This window comes from Geomonas oryzae, assembly GCF_004117875.1.
Lineage (GTDB): Bacteria > Desulfobacterota > Desulfuromonadia > Geobacterales > Geobacteraceae > Geomonas > Geomonas oryzae.
Genome location: NZ_RAHW01000001.1, coordinates 485,357 through 500,449, shown reverse-complemented (window position 1 = coordinate 500,449; position 15,093 = coordinate 485,357). Strand labels below are relative to the sequence as shown.

At 61.4% G+C, this 15,093-nt stretch carries 15 protein-coding genes; 4 read left to right on the top strand and 11 right to left on the bottom strand.

Translation table 11 applies throughout. From position 1 onward, the window contains the following. Nucleotides 1-195 precede the first annotated feature (195 nt). Nucleotides 196-1,461, top strand: coding sequence for a hypothetical protein (locus D6Z24_RS02265; RefSeq protein WP_129124915.1), 1,266 nt, complete (start codon nt 196-198; stop codon nt 1,459-1,461). Nucleotides 1,462-1,535: 74 nt separating this feature from the next. Here the strand turns inward: D6Z24_RS02265 and D6Z24_RS02260 are convergent, their stop codons facing one another. Beyond that, nucleotides 1,536-2,291: a hypothetical protein gene (locus tag D6Z24_RS02260; protein WP_129124914.1), complete on the bottom strand. Its 756-nt coding sequence runs from the start codon at nt 2,289-2,291 to the stop codon at nt 1,536-1,538. 281 nt (nt 2,292-2,572) lie between these two features. On the opposite strand from D6Z24_RS02260, the gene D6Z24_RS02255 reads away from it, so the two are divergent. Beyond that, nucleotides 2,573-3,310 carry a LytTR family DNA-binding domain-containing protein gene (locus tag D6Z24_RS02255; RefSeq protein WP_129124913.1) on the top strand — a complete coding sequence of 246 codons (738 nt, stop codon included), beginning with the start codon at nt 2,573-2,575 and terminating at the stop codon, nt 3,308-3,310. A gap of 104 nt (nt 3,311-3,414) precedes the next feature. Continuing rightward, complete coding sequence (locus D6Z24_RS02250) at nt 3,415-4,437, top strand: rhodanese-like domain-containing protein (RefSeq protein WP_162605060.1); 1,023 nt, start codon at nt 3,415-3,417, stop codon at nt 4,435-4,437. Nucleotides 4,438-4,494: 57 nt separating this feature from the next. Here D6Z24_RS02250 and D6Z24_RS02245 read toward each other — a convergent pair whose 3' ends face one another. The 10 genes from D6Z24_RS02245 to D6Z24_RS02200 form a co-directional block, all read right to left on the bottom strand. Continuing rightward, nucleotides 4,495-6,513: a YncE family protein gene (locus tag D6Z24_RS02245; RefSeq protein WP_129124911.1), complete on the bottom strand. Its 2,019-nt coding sequence runs from the start codon at nt 6,511-6,513 to the stop codon at nt 4,495-4,497. Then, nucleotides 6,510-7,373: a YncE family protein gene (locus tag D6Z24_RS02240; protein WP_129124910.1), complete on the bottom strand. Its 864-nt coding sequence runs from the start codon at nt 7,371-7,373 to the stop codon at nt 6,510-6,512. The genes D6Z24_RS02245 and D6Z24_RS02240 overlap by 4 nt, the downstream gene beginning before the upstream one ends. A gap of 422 nt (nt 7,374-7,795) precedes the next feature. Beyond that, complete coding sequence (locus D6Z24_RS02235; RefSeq protein WP_129124909.1) at nt 7,796-8,701, bottom strand: YMGG-like glycine zipper-containing protein; 906 nt, start codon at nt 8,699-8,701, stop codon at nt 7,796-7,798. Nucleotides 8,702-8,889: 188 nt separating this feature from the next. Continuing rightward, the gene (locus D6Z24_RS02230) at nt 8,890-9,588 is read right to left on the bottom strand and encodes a DUF3108 domain-containing protein (protein ID WP_129124908.1); all 699 of its coding nucleotides are present in this window, start codon (nt 9,586-9,588) and stop codon (nt 8,890-8,892) included. A gap of 99 nt (nt 9,589-9,687) precedes the next feature. After that, the gene (locus D6Z24_RS02225) at nt 9,688-10,278 is read right to left on the bottom strand and encodes a hypothetical protein (RefSeq protein ID WP_129124907.1); all 591 of its coding nucleotides are present in this window, start codon (nt 10,276-10,278) and stop codon (nt 9,688-9,690) included. A gap of 184 nt (nt 10,279-10,462) precedes the next feature. Continuing rightward, nucleotides 10,463-10,765, bottom strand: coding sequence for a YkgJ family cysteine cluster protein (locus D6Z24_RS02220; protein WP_129124906.1), 303 nt, complete (start codon nt 10,763-10,765; stop codon nt 10,463-10,465). A 9-nt stretch (nt 10,766-10,774) separates the two neighbouring features. After that, on the bottom strand, nt 10,775-10,975 hold the full coding sequence (locus tag D6Z24_RS02215) for a hypothetical protein (protein ID WP_129124905.1): 201 nt from the start codon (nt 10,973-10,975) through the stop codon (nt 10,775-10,777). Between the two features lie 148 nt (nt 10,976-11,123). Then, nucleotides 11,124-11,900, bottom strand: coding sequence for a DODA-type extradiol aromatic ring-opening family dioxygenase (locus tag D6Z24_RS02210; RefSeq protein WP_129124904.1), 777 nt, complete (start codon nt 11,898-11,900; stop codon nt 11,124-11,126). Between the two features lie 21 nt (nt 11,901-11,921). Continuing rightward, nucleotides 11,922-12,524: a nitroreductase family protein gene (locus D6Z24_RS02205; RefSeq protein WP_129124903.1), complete on the bottom strand. Its 603-nt coding sequence runs from the start codon at nt 12,522-12,524 to the stop codon at nt 11,922-11,924. A gap of 195 nt (nt 12,525-12,719) precedes the next feature. Beyond that, complete coding sequence (locus tag D6Z24_RS02200) at nt 12,720-14,282, bottom strand: acetyl-CoA hydrolase/transferase C-terminal domain-containing protein (protein WP_129124902.1); 1,563 nt, start codon at nt 14,280-14,282, stop codon at nt 12,720-12,722. A 203-nt stretch (nt 14,283-14,485) separates the two neighbouring features. Here D6Z24_RS02200 and D6Z24_RS02195 point away from each other — a divergent pair, with 203 nt between their 5' ends. Beyond that, on the top strand, nt 14,486-15,076 hold the full coding sequence (locus tag D6Z24_RS02195) for a TetR/AcrR family transcriptional regulator (RefSeq protein WP_129124901.1): 591 nt from the start codon (nt 14,486-14,488) through the stop codon (nt 15,074-15,076). The last annotated feature ends 17 nt before the right edge of the window (nt 15,077-15,093 follow it).

Sequence of the window (15,093 nt, the reverse complement as noted above, 5' to 3'; positions counted from 1 at the left end):
TAACTGTATCCAAAACTTCATGCACAACAGCTGCACGACGGTTCTGATACAGTACGTGTTTTGCTTTGTATTACATCTGCAAATATTGTCATACAAAAACATCTTTTGATGAAGCAGAACGCCTGTGGCCTATCATAAAGCCACTTTTTAAATAGATGCTGATGCAATGATGGAATCACTCAACCAGGGGGGAACATGCAGAAAAGTAAGATAACGATGCTGGCAGCGGTACTGGCTGTCGCTGCGAGCGCACAGTCAGTGCAGGCCTTCGAGATCGGCGGGACCAACGGGTGGAAGTTTTCCACGGACGGCTTCCTCAATGTCTTCGCCACCTACGAGTCGGTCGGGCGGCGCCCGGCAGGCGTCATCGGCGGCGAGATAGGCGGCGACCAGACGGGTACGGGCGAGAGCCAGCAGCAGTTCAGGGTGAGGACGGGCCTGCTCCCGGTGGGGGTGGGGCTGAACATCCAGTCTCCCACCGTCAACGGCGTAGATTACGCGGTGCGTCTCGGCCTGTACCCGCAGGTTCAGAACAACGGGGGGAGCCGCACCGACCTTTCGCCGAACATCGACTTCCGCGAGATCAACATGACGGCGACCGGCGCTTTCGGCCAGATTCTTGCCGGCCGCGCCATCAACCTGTACCAGGCGAAGAACATCCTCACCGACATGACGCTCTTCGGGGCCGGGGTGATCGGGCCGGTGGACAACGGGCCGACCATGGGGCACATCGGCTACGGCTACCTCTACCCCAACTTCGGGGCGCAGATCAGGTACACGACGCCGGATATGAAGGGCTTCAAGGTCGCCTTCAGCGTGAACGACACCAACGACATCGGTGCGGCGACGATCCGCAACGTGCCGCGCCTGGAGAGCGAGATCTCCTACGCTAAGGAGTTCTCCGGCGGGAAGTTCCAGGGGTGGGTGTCCGGGCTTTACCAGCAGGCAGGCTTCTCCTCCGCCCGGACGGTGACCGTTCCGGTGACGCTGAACCCGGACGGCAGCATCACGCCGGAGCATACCGTTGCAGCGGTGCGTCCGGGCGGTCACGTGACTTCGGTCGGCGGGGCGGGGGGCGTGCAGCTCGATGTGGGCGGGCTTCAGCTCCTCACCTCCTGCTACGGCGGAAAAGCCCTAGGCATGCTGGGGATGCAGGGCGCGGACGCGCTCTCCGCGGACGGCAGGGAGAGGACCAACTGGGGCTTTTTGAACCAGGCGACCTACAAGGTGACCCCTGTGGTGAAGTTGGGCGTCAACTACGGCCAGAGCAGGGCGGAGCTCGCCGGCAACGACACGGAGCTGAACATCCAGAAGCAGCAGGCGGCGGTGGTTGCGGTGACTTACAACGTGAACCCGTTCGTCCAGATCATCGGCGAGTACACCTGGGCGCAGGACCGCTGGTTCAACGGCGCCACCCAGGACGCCAACATCGGCGCCATCGGGACCTTCATCTACTGGTAGCGGCATCAAAAAGGCCACCCGCGAAGCGGGTGGCCTTTTACTTCGGTGCGTCGGGCTTGTTCAGGGGTGATGCCCTACCCGATGATCGCGGAGATCTGGTCGTTCCACACCGCGCCGACTGAAGGTATCGATTTGAAGGGGGGGAAACGAACGGTTGAACCGGTGAGGTAGGGCCTCATGACATCCCATGCCGCAATCACCCCGCCGCTCCCGGTCCGCAGCGAGGATATCTTGTCGTTCCAACTCGTGGTCCAGAACCAGAAGCCGCTCATGGCGACCTTGGTCAAGTCGGGGTAGGCGTGGCGGTACGCCAGGTTGAGCACGTGTCCGCCGTAGTTTATGTGCTCGTAGAAGGAATGCCCCGCCCCCGGCACATGGTTTCTCACGGCAACCTCGCTGGTGAGTTCCGCCCGGTATTCTTCCGGATCGTTCACCGCGGTCAGGAAGCCGTTCGCGGCCATTTCCGAACTCCAGATGAAGTGGAGGGGCTTGCCGTTGAAGCGCCGGATTTCCTCGGGATGGTAGCTGACGCCACCCAGGGTGAACGGCACCTTGGGCTGTTTGTGCTGCATGTCCCTGGCTGCGCTTTGGGCTTTGCTGCCAAACAGCAGCTCCATGATGGCCTCTTCCCTGCTTTTACCTTCCAACCCCGGCATCAGCGCGGACAACGGCTGGGGCTTCGAGTTCATCACCATCTCCAGCGTACGGGTGGCGAACCCGTCAAGATCGCGGATTCCCTGTTCCTGGAGGGACTGCAAGACCAGTTGCTTGGTGATTTGTTCCTGTTTCTCTTCCTTCATCAAGGACTTGATTTGATCGACAGCGTTCATTGAGCCTCCCTTTGTGCGTTGATTTCCGGCGCGCATCCTCGCTTCCCATGCCGTAATGCGTCGCCCTACCTGGTTTTGCCGGCCCGTATCGTGTCGCCGTGCCGGGCTGCGGCATCCGCAGCAATGTGAAAATATCTTAATGTCGTTCTTTGTCAATGCGGAGGGGCGGGAAAAGGGGGGAGAAAAGGCGCGGGCCGGGGTGTTGCCCGGCAACAGTGCGGGGTGCCCAGCGGCTTTTTGCTTCTTGCAGTAAGGGCCTACATTGAGCTAGAGTCGCCTTCATGTCACTGGAACAGTACCTGAGCGAGCAAGGCAGCAGCATGGAGATCGGCCTGGTGCTCCTGTCGGAGGATTGGGAGGTGCTCGGCATGAACGAGCATGCGCTGGGCGTGGCCGGTCCCGACATGGCGCCGGTGGGCCGGAACCTGTTCCAGATGCATCCTCCGAAGAGCCGGGAGAAGGTTCGCGGCGTCCTGAACGAGCTGTCGGGGGTGCAGGAGTCGAGGTCGAGATCGATGGTGATCGATTTCCTCGGCAAGGTCCTGATGATCAGCCTGTCGCGCCTCATGGTGCCGGGGAGCGCCATAGCTTGGGCGGTTTCCTTCATGGATCTCTCGGAACAGACCGGCGCCCGCACCAACCCGGCAAGCGGTCACCTCGAACTGAAAAAGATGCCGATCTACGAAAACGGCGCCTTCCATTTCCTCTCGGCGGACGAGGTACACCTGATCGAGGCCGACGGCAACTACTGCCGCATCCACACTCCCCGCAAGAAGTTTTACCTCCTGATGAGCCTCAAGGCGGTCCTGGAGCGCTTTCCCACCGCCGATTTTCTCAAGGTGCACAAGAGTTTCGTGGTCAACCTCCGGCACGTGAAGGCGATCGGGCCTGCCGGGGAGAGCCGCATGACGGTCTCCTTCCACGATCCCGCCATCCCCGCCGTCCCCGTTTCCCGCCGCCTGGTGCCGGCGGTGAAGAAGGCGCTCTCGTCCGCCATCACCGTTCGTCCCTCTGATTGACCCGTTCATCAAGTTCTCCTTGAGCCTCCGGAAGCTAAGTGGGATAGTGCGCGGCAACGGCGTTGCCCTGTATGGGGACATTTTCTGTTCGAAGGAGAAATGCTATGAGGTTCAGTAACTGCAGATCGATCACCCGTATGGCGGTCCTGCTGGTCTGTCTTGCCGTCCCGGCATGGGCCGGTGCGGGCGGGGCGCAGAGCCGGGAACAGTCGGAGCAGGCGACGGCATCAGCCCGGTCGTCGGAGGAGATCCTGAAGAGGAGCACCGCTTTCTTTGCGGCTCCGCCGTTCATGACGGCTGAGAACGTGTACGAGGATGTCGTGAAAGACCACGAGCAGGGGTATTTCATCGTGAGCCTGCAGCCCCGCGCCGAGTTCGCCAAGGGGCACGTGCCGGGTGCGGTGAACATCCCGTTCGAGGAGATCACGGAAGGGAAATCCCTGGCCTTGTTGCCGCGCGACAAGATGATCGTGTTGACCTGCGACGACGGACACCGTTCCATGGTTGCGTCGCTTTACTTCAACCAGCTGGGGTACCGCGCCACCACCATGCCCATGGGGCTAAGCCACTGGAACCGCGCCCAATCGGCGGCACCTTACACGGCTTCGGCCGGTTACCCGGTGAGCAGCGTGAACGCGGAAGCGGCACCCGGCGGGAAGATCCCCGCGGTTCCGGGTAAGGGGGCCGGGGGGGACGAGCTCATCACCGAGCGGACCAAAGCGGTGCTTGCCTCCGGCAAGCCTTTCTTCATGGACCGCGCCGAGCTTTACCGGGAGTCGGCCAAAGACGGGGGCAAGGGGGTATTCATCGTCAGCATCCAGCGCCCGGAGGACTACGCCATGGGGCATGTTCCCGGCGCGGTCAACATCCCCTTCTCCCAGGTCGCAACCAAGGAGAGCCTCGGGAAGCTGCCGACGGACCGGAAGATCGTCGTGGTCTGCTACATAGGGCACATCGGGGCGGCGGTCACCCTCATGCTGAACCAGCTGGGGTACGACGCCTACGATCTGCGCTTTGGTACCATGGGATGGAACGACACCACGGAGGGGCTCGGCAAGATGAAGGGATTTCTGCTGAGTCTCGGGCAGGACAACAACTACCCCGTGGAGGGGGAGAAGACGAAGTAGGTCCGAGAAAAAGGCACCCGGGAAACCGGGTGCCTTTTTTTGTTCGAGTGTCGCGGTCTAGTAGCCGCTCAGAAGGAGCGTAGTGTAAGTCAGGTTCCCCGCCTCGTCGCTCACCGTCACCACGACCTGGTTGACGCCGGGGGCAAGGTTGGAGACGGTGCAGTGCCACGTAGTGGCGGTCGGGTACTGTACCGGTTCCACGATGAGCGGTGCGGCGGCCATCACCGTCACTCTGGCGCCCGCCTCTAGGGTCCCCATGATGGTGTGCCCTTTGATCCCCATGGCGGGGGGCGTCCTGTCGATGGTGAGTGCGCCCGGGAACTGGGTCCACGCCGTCCAGCTGTCGGCGTTCAGGGCGAGGCGTGCCTGCCACTGATATTCTCCCTCGGGGAGCGCGACGGCTGCGGTGCTGTTGCCGGAAGCATCGGCAGCACCTCCCGTTGCGGTCGACTCACCGGTGAAGGGGGTTCCCTTCGGGCGGATTTCAAACTGGGCGAAATAGCCGGCCGGGATGCCTGAGACACGGAAGGAGACCGTCGCGTCTTTGATCGGCTTCAAGACCGGCGCGCCCGCTTCGTCGAGCTGCTGCAGCGAGGCCGATGTCGGTGAGGCGACCGCGGAGAGTTCGAGTTTCACCTCGTCCAGCCTGGGGCTCAGCCCGTTGGCGGTGAGTGCGGTCTCTATCTCGATGAACCTGCCTGCCTGGGTCCCCATGGCGAAAAGGGGGATCACCGTTTCAGTCCCTTCGGCGTTGGTCAGCGCACCCGAAGCGGTTTCGTCGTACCAGGTGGCGGCGGTCCCGTCCGGGCCGACGTATTTCGCGGCGGCGAGCCCTTCCTGGGTGGCGGCGCTTCTGACACGGAAGCGGATGTGCTGACCGGGCATCAGTTTCTCGTAGCTGTAGCGGAGGCTGTAGGCATCGAAGAGCGTCGCCCCCCCGGTGATGTCATGGGTATCGACGCGCAGGGCCACCTCGGCGGCGTCCCCTCCGATAATCCCGCGTGTTGCGTAATCACTGAGGTCGCAGACACCGCCTATGGTCGAATACCCTAAGAACATCCTGAAGACGAGGGTCTTTTTGTTGCTGTCGTTGAAGAAGGCCTGCGAAACCCCGGTACTTGGAAGGGGCAGCGTATTGAGAACGGCGCCGGACGTCGCATCCAGGACGTAGGCCATGGTGTCGTTTACGGCAATCAGGCGGTTACCGGCGGCATCGTAGGCGACGCGCTCGAAATTTTCCTTGCCGGCGAGCGTGGACCCGAAGTTTGCCACCACCTGGTCGGTGGCGGAGTCGAAGACGGTGATGCCGTTATAGGGGAAGTAGATGAGGGGGCTGTCGGGGGCGGCGGTGCCCCGGCCCTTGACAGGAACGGTGCCGAGGACGGTGTTCGTTGCACAGTCCAGCGCCCAGCCCCCGACATAGATCTTATTGGTCGCGGGTTGGAAGACCGCTTTGCCGTCCGAATAATAGCTGGAGTAAAATGAGCTGACTTGGACCCCCGTCTCCCCGTCGAGGATGGTTCCCGCTATGCTCCCGGTCTGAAAGAAGTAGACCTTGTCGCTGACGGAGTTGTAGATCCCCTCGGCGTAGTTGCTTGGAAGCGCCACGCGTGAGACGATCTCGTAGGTCGTGGTGTCCACGATGGACACGTAGTTACGGGCTTCCTCCAGTACAAAGAGTTTCTTGCCGTTGGGATTGACGACGGCGAGGTACGGGTTCTTTATCTTGACGACCTTCTCCATCTTCCCTGTGAGGGTGTTGATGACCAGAAGTTCGTCGCTCATCGCGTAGAGTTTGTTGCCTTGCGGGTCGTGGACGACGGTCCTGGCGGCAAGGTTTTTCTGCTTCGCGACGATGGTGTCCGTGGCGGTGTCGATGATGTATTCAGCTGCATAGAGGCGACCGCTTGTTGCGCTGCATGCCAGGTTGACGTTGACATAAGACGTGTCGTAAGGAATCGTTTTCAGGACCGTATCGTTGGCGGCGTTTATCACCGTGATCTTTTGGCCGTACACGATGGAAACGTAAATTTTGTTGTGGAGGCTGTCGTAGGTCACGTTGAGCGGGAAGGTCATCCAGGCGCCCAGGTGAGCTTGGTGATGGGTTTTCGGGCGGCAACGTCGATCACTTGCAAGTCGGCACCGCAAACCGCGTATATCTTGCTCCCGGTGGCGTTGACAGTTGCATTGACCAGTTTGGACGTTGAAGCGGCATCGTTGACGGTGATGGTGCCCACGATCTCATTGCTGCCGCCGTCCACGATGGAGATGTCGTGGTCGTTCAGGACGTACACCTTTTTATCGGCAGTGTTGTACACCCCGCCTGCCGGTGAAACGCCGACGGTCACCTTCGCTGCTACCTCGTCCACGGCCCCGTCGATCACGGACATGGTGCCGTTTTCATGCGTCAGGTAGACCTTTTCGGCATCGGAGTTATAGATGGAACCCGTTATGGGGTCGGTGAGGGGGATGGTTTTCAGGTATTCGTTGGTGTTAAGGTCGTAGACCCAGATGGTGCTTCCGTTCATGGCGTAGAGCTTGTTTGTCCGCGTGCTGATCAGCAGTGCGCCCGGTGTTTGGACCATCGGAATGAAGCCGATGGTTTCGTTGGTAGAGGCGTCGAGCACGCTCACGGTCTGGTCGCCCACGGTGTAAACGCGATTGGTTGTCGGGTTGATCGCTTGGGCGGTCGAAGACGAGGAACGGTTGTTCCTGAAAATGGCCCCATTGTTGCGCAACTGCTTGGGGCCGAGCTGCACCGACCCCGGAGCCGAGGCGGTGTCGATCTCCTGGCGTGCCGTCGGAGTCGCGGTGGTGGATTCGTTGTTCTCGAAGTCACCCTGTGTGCTCCAGGTGACACCGGCGGTCACAGCGTTTGCGGAGCCGATCATCGTGGTCGAAAAGACCGTCGCCGCAAGAATGAGAGCTGCCGCCAAACGAACCGGCCGTCGGCCCCCGCTGACTTCTTTTACTGACTTCATCCATTACCTCCTGTGTCTTTATTTGCCTCAGTCGCCGCGTGACGCGGCGCCGAAACTGGAACACAGGAGCAACCTTTATGCCCCTTTGCTGCGTTTATTTTAATTTTTGTTGTTTCATCTATCGTTCGGGCACATAGCGGCGCACTAAAACCAGTGGCTGCTGCAATCGACCGAGATCATAGGGCTTTAAGCGCAGAGACCTCGGAACCTGTGCGGCATTTGCCCCAGGCTTTTCATGCCTGCGTGAGGAAAAGCCAAGTCCGTATGCCTTAGGCAGCGATTCGTCCGCCATGCACGCCCTGGAAAAAACAAAGGCACCCGGTTCATCGGGTGCCTTTATTCGTTAGAAGAGAGTAAACGCGGGGGGCGTTTTCCCCCTAGTATCTTGGACGGTACCGCTCGCCGCGCGAGACGGGACGGTAGAGACGGCCGTCGTAGCGGCCGACATCACGCCGGTAGCGCCGGTATTCGACGTCGCGGTAGTGACGGATGTTGACCACCTCGTACTGGACGAAAAGCGGCGGGTAGGATGTCCTCGGAACGTAGGTCCAGGGACCGTTGTAGTAGGGACCGCGGAACCAGTTGCCGCCGCTGTAATAGTAATACTCGTTCCCGGTATAGACGAGCTCGTAGGGGACCGCGACCGCCACGTAGGCGTTCAACTGCGGCGAATAGATGAATTCGGGCGGCTCCTGCTCGTACTCTTCTGGCGCCGGGACGAGTACGGGCTCCGGAGGGGGTGGCGCGACCACGGGCGGCCCCGGAGGGGGTGGAGGCACGACGCGTATCGGAGCGGGCTCGGGCGGCGGCGGAGGCGGTACTGCCGCGACGCGGGTCGCTGCAGGCTGCCGCGCACCCGGGACCTGGTTGCCGTAGGTGTACATGCACTGGACGTAGGAGTTGTCGTAACGCCGCTGCGCTTCGGCACCGTAGACCTCCGAGGCGCCGGAACCGGCGGCGGCGCCGAAGAGAAGGCCGGTCGCGGCCCCGATCGCGGCGCCCGCTCCGGCGTGCCCGGAAGCGGCCCCGATCGCGGCTCCTGCACCGGTGCCGACCGCGGTGCCGACGACCGCGCTCGTCGCCATGTTCCGGTCATAGGTTTCCTGGACCGGAGAACCGAGCTGCGACTGCGCCCAATTCCTGCAGGTGGAATCCTCCTGCATGAAGGTCTCGAAGGACTTTCCCTTGGACGGAAGGACCCTGACGCTCGGGCCGTTGGGCACGGTCACGCACCCGCTCAGCATGGTAACCAACAAGATACTTTGTAGTACATGTCTTCTCATCGAATCCCCCAGCTCGTGCATCGTGTCTCGATGCGGCATGGTCTTAGGTATGCCGAAACGGATTCTTCCGCATCGTGCGCTGTTACAGTGACAAAGAAATAGGGAAAAAATGTGGCAGAAATGTGGAAAAAAGTAAAGGGAAGGTAAATGTAACGGTATTAATGGACCGGGAGTACTGTCTGAGTGGGCTATTTGAGGGTGAGAACCATCTCTCCGACCTTGAGCTTCGTCTTTATCTTCAGAGGGATGTGGCGGGAATCGTCGGAAAACCAGAAGGTGGTTCCGCCGACCGGCGAGGGGACGCCGTTCGCCTTGAGCGTCGAGACGACCACCAAGGCGGTGACCGTCCCCTGCCGTGTTGTCAGTTGTTGCCGCTTCGTCACGCGCGCCTCGGCGTTCCAGAGGCGTTTTCCATCGTAGATGTCGAAGAGGATACTCGTCCCGGGGGCAAGGGGGCGGGAGCGGAGGAAATAGAGGGATGAAAGGTCGTCATGGGTATCGGCCGTGATGGCCTCTTTCTTTCGGGTGTTCCTGACCTGGTCCGTTGTCTCGGCTTGCAGGCCCTTGAAGTCGAAAACGACTTCATTGCGGGTATGGTGTCTTCCCTCGTTGATCGAGGCGCGGTAGATACGCGGGCGGCCTTCCGCGGACATGACGGACTCGATCCGGTCTTCGATGCGGAAAATAGTGGAGACGAGGCCCGCGGAGCGGATCGTGTTCACGGCCTTGAACCCGGCGTCCTCCCTGGTGAGCTCTATGACGGCGCTCCCTGCGCTGATGCCGTTCCAGGTCGCGTCGTAGACGAGCCGCTCCGGTGGGGGGAAGGCGTGCGCCGGGTGGATGAGCACGGTGAGTAGCAGCACGGTTTCGAGGAGGAAATTTTTCATCCGAACAGCTTACCCTGCGAGGGGGAAATTTTAACCGGTGCCGCCGATTATTTTACGCCGTGGAGGAAGGAGGCGGCAGGGACCGGCGGAAGAGGGGGCTCAGGCGAGGTCTTCCCGGGCAACGGAAGCAGGGCGTCTCGAACGGATGCGGCGTATCACGACGGGGAGCAGGAACATCAGGGCGAGGATGATCAGCATGGTGGTCTCGGGATCCTTGATGTAGCGGTTGAGGCTGAGGGTGGAGTAGGCGATGACGCCGAAGTAGAGCATGTCTCCCGCGATGGCGAAGGCCCAGCCTGCGACGAAGCCGTGGCCTGCGGCGAGCGCCGAGGCGCGTCCGGTCATGGGATCGACGCCGAAGGCGATGAGGATGAGCCCGATGGGGCCGGCCGCGGTCCCCTGGTATTGGGCGGCGTGGCGCGCATTGGCCTCTTTCATGGCCGCTGCGAAACGGCGCAGGAAACGGATCTTTCCGCAGATGAGGGCGAGCACGCGCAGGATCGGCTCGAAGACGACGGCGAGGATGATGTCGGAGACGAGGTAGACGAGCGCCATCAACGGCCAGGCGAGCCCGCTCGACTTCGCGAGCAGGACGCCGGCGGGGATGCCGCCCCCTACCGGGATCAGGAAGAGCTTGAGAACGGAAAGCGCCGCCGAGATGGCCGGCGCGGTGAACGTTGGTTCGGTCATGAGTTGTGGCACCACGTGGCTTGTTGCCGGACGGACCGGGAGGGTGCGCTGAGGGCGCACCCCGTGGTGCATGGTATATGAAGAGCGGCGCTCGCCGCAACAGCTTTCGGTGGTTCACGTTGCAAACAGCAGGATCAGGTGCGTCGTCGGCTCTCCGCGCTTGGGGCTTGAGCAGTAGAGCAGCTCAGGCGGGCGTGCAGAAGAAGCGGCGACAGATCGCCGGGCGTTCTTCGTAGATGCTGCACCGGTTCCCGTCCAGGAATTCGCAGCCGTTTTCGATGATCAGTTTATGGGGGCCGTACAGGGAGAAATGCAGACGGGTGGCGCCAAGCTCCCCAAGACGCAGGTATTCTTCCCAGGTGAGATCGACGTTCGGGAAGGATCTGCAGCAAAGGGCCGCGCACTGCCTGCAGCAGGAAGGATCGTCCAAGGGGTGGTCCATCAGCAGGCCATGGCGCTTATCTTTATGGTGTCCGGCAAAGATCATGGTGCGCACCTAGCCGTCGGCGTGGCGGCTTACCTCGCGGTATCTGGCCGCATAAACGTTTAGCTGCTTGCGCCATGTGCAGGTATCGGGGTTGAAGCCGCATTGTTGGCAAGGGTTGCCCCCGGTCCGGAACCAGAGGTAGATGAAATGGTTTGCGTTGCTGACCGCTTCGCAACTACCGCCGACATAGTCCTGCATCGTTATTCTCATAGGCACCTCCAGTAGTGCATTTAATAGTAACCGCTTGCGGTCTGCATGCATTAGGAGTGTGCGGAATTGGGGGTGAGGTGGCTGGGCGGAATGGAGCGTTCCGCGAAAGGGACCGGCACCTGGCGGAGCCGGTCCCTTTCGCTGCAACTCATTCCCATTTGAAGGCGGCCATGGAGAGGGCGCCGTAGGTGTAACCGTCGTGCAAAACGCTCCCGCTCCCTCCGGCCCCCATCGCGACCAGCAGGGGGAGGAAATGCTCGGGGGTGGGGTGGTTGCGTCGCGCGTGGGGGGCGAGCCGTTCGTAGTCGACCAGGTCGTTCGCCCGCCCTTCCACCACGGCGTCTTTCAGCCATTCGGCGAATTCCCTCGCGTAGGGGAGCGGTTCGGCGTCGAGCGCGCGGCCGAAGAAGTCGCCGAGGTTGTGCGTGGCGGAGCCGCTGGCGAGGAGCAGGATACCCTCGTCCCTGAGTGGACGCAGGGCCTCGCCCATCTCCAGGTGGTGATGGGGACCGAGCCGGGGCTGGACCGAGAGCTGCACCACCGGGATGTCGGCATCCGGGTAGATGAGCATGAGCGGCGCCCAGGCACCGTGGTCCAGGCCGCGCTCCGGATCCATCCCGCCGTGAATGCCCGCCTTCTGCAGCAGGGAAAGAACGCTCCCGGCAAGTGCGGGGGCGCCGGGAGCGGCATAGCGCAGCTGGTACAGATCATCCGGGAAACCGCCGAAGTCGTGGATGGTCGGCGGCTGGGGGTGACCGGTCACGCTCGGGGTATCGGTGGTCCAGTGGGCCGAGACCGAGACGATGGCCTTGGGACGCCCGAGCTGCGCGCCGAGATCTTTCAGGAAATCCCGCGTCGGGCAATCCTCCAGCACGATGGCCGGAGAGCCGTGGGATACGAATACCGAGGGAAATCTTCGTGACATGACCTGCTCCTTCGCGATCCTCTAACTGTAGAGTTTCACGCGCCCTTCAAGCGGTGCGAACGCCTTCTCTCCCGGTGCCGCCGCCGGTTTGCCGAAGGGCATCTGGGCAACCAGCTTCCAGCTTTGCGGGACGTGCCACTGCTGTCTTACCGCGTCGTCGATCACCGGGTTGTAGTGCTGCAGCGAGGCGCCCCATCCTTCGGCCTCGAGGGCGGTCCATACCGCGAACTGCAGCATCCCTGAGGACTGCTGCGACCAGAGCGGGAAGTTCTCGCGGTACGCGGGAAAGCTCTCCTGCAGGCCTTGCACCACGTCGGTGTCCTCGAAGTAGAGGATGGTGCCGTAGCCGCTTCTGAAGGCGCCGTCTATCTTTTGCTGCGTGGCGCCGAAGCTTTCCGGCGGCACGATCTTCTTCAGTTCCGTCTTGGTGAGATCCCAAAGCCTGTCGTGCTCGGAGCCCAGCAGGATGAGCACCCGGCTGCTCTGCGAATTGAAGGACGACGGCACGTGTTGCACTGCTTCGCCGACAAGCTCGCGGATCCGCTCGTCGCTTGTCACCTGTTCCTTGTCCAGTGCGTAAAAAGTCCTGCGGTTTTTGACGGCGTCCCAGTATGTGGTTTTCATGGCGTATTCTCCCTTTCTCTTATCGTCGACATCATTGTTCGATGTCGTATGCTTTAACATTAAACTAAATCCGAGAGCCCGAAATGTCAACCCTCTTTTTTCTGCGAGAAAGTGAAGTGCGGCCGAAAATAAAAAAGCAGGGCGGCCCGATCGGACTGCCCTGCTCTTTTAAGCGAAACGACTGGAGCCTGCTGGCTAGATGTCCCAGTTGTCGATCTTCATGGTGCCGTTCTTGGCGAGGTTTACCTGCATCTTGAAGACGCGGTCCAAGAGCTGCGGCTCGTGGCCCGCCTTTCTCTCGATGCAGTCCTTCTTCGCCATGTCGAAGTACTCCTGCAGCAGCGGCTTGTAGTCCGGGTGCGCGCACTTGTCGATGATGAGCTGGGCGCGGCTTTTCGGGCTCAGGCCGCGCAGGTCGGCAAGGCCCTGCTCGGTGACCAGCACGTCGAGGTCGTGCTCGGTGTGGTCGACGTGCGGCACGTGGGGAACGACGCAGGTGATGCCGGTCGGGTCGGTCTTCGTCGGGCGCGCCGACGGGGTGTGCATGATGGAGAGGAAGGCGTTTCTCAGGAAGTCGCCCGAGCCGCCGATGCCGTTGATCATCCTGGTGCCGCCGACCAGCGTGGAGTTCGCGTGGGCGTAGATGTCGAACTCGACCGGGGTGTTCATGGCGATGCACCCCAGGCGACGGATCGGCTCCGGGTGGTTCGCGATGGAGAGCGGACGCATCATCACCTTGTTGCTGTACTTGTCCCAGTTCTCGTAGAAGCGCTTGAAGCCGTCCACGGAGAAGGAGAGGGAGACGGTGGAGGCGAAGTCGAGCTTCCCGGAGTCGAAGAAGTCGAGCATGGTGTCCTGCAGCACCTCGGTCCAGACCTTGAGCCCGGTGAAGGGGCCGTTGGCGAGGCCGCCGATGACCGCGTTGGCGATGGAGCCGACGCCGGACTGCAGCGGGAGGAGGTTTTTCGGCAGGCGGCCTGCCTTCACCTCGGCGGAGAAGAAGTCGATGATGTTGTTCGCGATCGCCTCGGAGGTGTCGTCCTGCTCGCTGAAGGCGCGGCCGTTGTCCGGACGGTTCGACTCGACGATGGCGACGATCTTGTCGTTGTCGACGCGGACGTAGGGGGAACCGGCGCGGTCATCGACGCGGCAGATCAGGTAGGGGAGGCGGTTCGGCGGGTTGATCGGCTCGACGATGTCGTGCAGCCCTTCGAAGTTCGGGATGGAGGTGTTGACCTCGATGATGATCTTGTCGGCGATCTGCACGATCTCGGGTACCGCGCCGCAGGAGGCGGTCAGCACCAGCTCCCCCTTCTCGGTGATGGCGGAGCATTCGATGATGGCGATGTCGAGGCGGCCGCCGTTATCCTTGGTGTAGAAGCCGTAGCCCAGGTCCTGCGCGAACATGGAGAGGTGTTTGTCGCCCATGCGGATGCGCCCGGTGTTGATGCCGGCCTGGATGTTCTTGCCGGTCTGGTAGGGCCAGCGGCGGTCGATCATGTCGAGCGACGCCCAGCGGTCTTCGGTCTCGACGCCTACGGAGGCGCCGATGAAGAGGTTGAACCTCAGTTTCCCCTGCAGGTTGTTCTTCTCGACGTGGTCGGCGAGGGCGATCGGGACCATCTTGGGATAGCCGGCCGGGGTGAACCCGGACCAGCCCACGTTCATGCCGTCTTTGAACATGGGGATGACCTGGTCCACGGTGGTGATCCGCTCGTGAAGGCTCGACTTCCTGATCCTGTTGTGCAATTCGGACATTTAGCTGCATCCTCCTGATATGATGTTGTTCCGCTGTGCGAACGGCGGAAAGTTGTGCGCTGGCGCCTTGTTGAATTTCGAACGTTCGTTCGAAAAACGAATACAACATATCAGTACGTCGTTTTATTTGCAATACAATTGGTAATTCACCGGCGATTTTGCTAATGTCTTGGCGGCCGACATCAACAGAGCCGGGGTGGAGCATGGAAAAGACCGGGATTCACAAGAAGCTTATGGAGGTGGGGACGCAGCTTTTCGCGGAGCGGGGTGTGAACGGCGTCAGCATAAGGGAGCTTTCCCTGGCGGCGGGGACCAGCATCTCGATGATCTCCTACCATTTCGGCAGCAAGGAAGGGCTTTACTCTGCGGTATTGCAGGAGCAGTTCGCCTGCTTTGCCGAGATACACGAGATCCGGCGCCAGGTCACCGATCCGGTGGAGATGGTGGAGAGTTATCTGCGCTGGACCTTCCAGAGGCACCGCAACAACCCGCACCTGTTGCGTTTCTACACGAGCGAACTGACGAACCCCACCCCTTTTTTCGAGACGCTGGTGGGGCCGGTGATCGATGAGGTGATCGTGATCATGGCGGAAGCGATCGCACAGGGACAGCAGCAGGGGAAATTCAGGGCGGAAGTGGACCCGGCCAATGCGGCGCTCGCGCTGGCCGGCATGGTGAACTACTTCTTTTTGAGCCTGCAGGCGACCAAGAAGCTGATCAGCCAGTCGCCTGAGCAGGACGAGAGCCTGGTGCGGCAGTACCTGGAGATCTTCATCCGCGGCATCGGCGTGTAATGGCCGGATGCCTTGCA

Bases quoted from the DNA above. Each gene is read 5' to 3' on its own strand.
- D6Z24_RS02265 (WP_129124915.1), top strand. From the start codon at position 196: ATGCAGAAAAGTAAGATAACGATGCTGGCAGCGGTACTGGCTGTCGCT.
- D6Z24_RS02260 (WP_129124914.1), bottom strand. From the start codon at position 2,291: ATGAACGCTGTCGATCAAATCAAGTCCTTGATGAAGGAAGAGAAACAG.
- D6Z24_RS02255 (WP_129124913.1), top strand. From the start codon at position 2,573: ATGTCACTGGAACAGTACCTGAGCGAGCAAGGCAGCAGCATGGAGATC.
- D6Z24_RS02250 (WP_162605060.1), top strand. From the start codon at position 3,415: ATGAGGTTCAGTAACTGCAGATCGATCACCCGTATGGCGGTCCTGCTG.
- D6Z24_RS02245 (WP_129124911.1), bottom strand. From the start codon at position 6,513: ATGACCTTCCCGCTCAACGTGACCTACGACAGCCTCCACAACAAAATT.
- D6Z24_RS02235 (WP_129124909.1), bottom strand. From the start codon at position 8,701: ATGAGAAGACATGTACTACAAAGTATCTTGTTGGTTACCATGCTGAGC.
- D6Z24_RS02230 (WP_129124908.1), bottom strand. From the start codon at position 9,588: ATGAAAAATTTCCTCCTCGAAACCGTGCTGCTACTCACCGTGCTCATC.
- D6Z24_RS02225 (WP_129124907.1), bottom strand. From the start codon at position 10,278: ATGACCGAACCAACGTTCACCGCGCCGGCCATCTCGGCGGCGCTTTCC.
- D6Z24_RS02220 (WP_129124906.1), bottom strand. From the start codon at position 10,765: ATGATCTTTGCCGGACACCATAAAGATAAGCGCCATGGCCTGCTGATG.
- D6Z24_RS02215 (WP_129124905.1), bottom strand. From the start codon at position 10,975: ATGAGAATAACGATGCAGGACTATGTCGGCGGTAGTTGCGAAGCGGTC.
- D6Z24_RS02210 (WP_129124904.1), bottom strand. From the start codon at position 11,900: ATGTCACGAAGATTTCCCTCGGTATTCGTATCCCACGGCTCTCCGGCC.
- D6Z24_RS02205 (WP_129124903.1), bottom strand. From the start codon at position 12,524: ATGAAAACCACATACTGGGACGCCGTCAAAAACCGCAGGACTTTTTAC.
- D6Z24_RS02200 (WP_129124902.1), bottom strand. From the start codon at position 14,282: ATGTCCGAATTGCACAACAGGATCAGGAAGTCGAGCCTTCACGAGCGG.
- D6Z24_RS02195 (WP_129124901.1), top strand. From the start codon at position 14,486: ATGGAAAAGACCGGGATTCACAAGAAGCTTATGGAGGTGGGGACGCAG.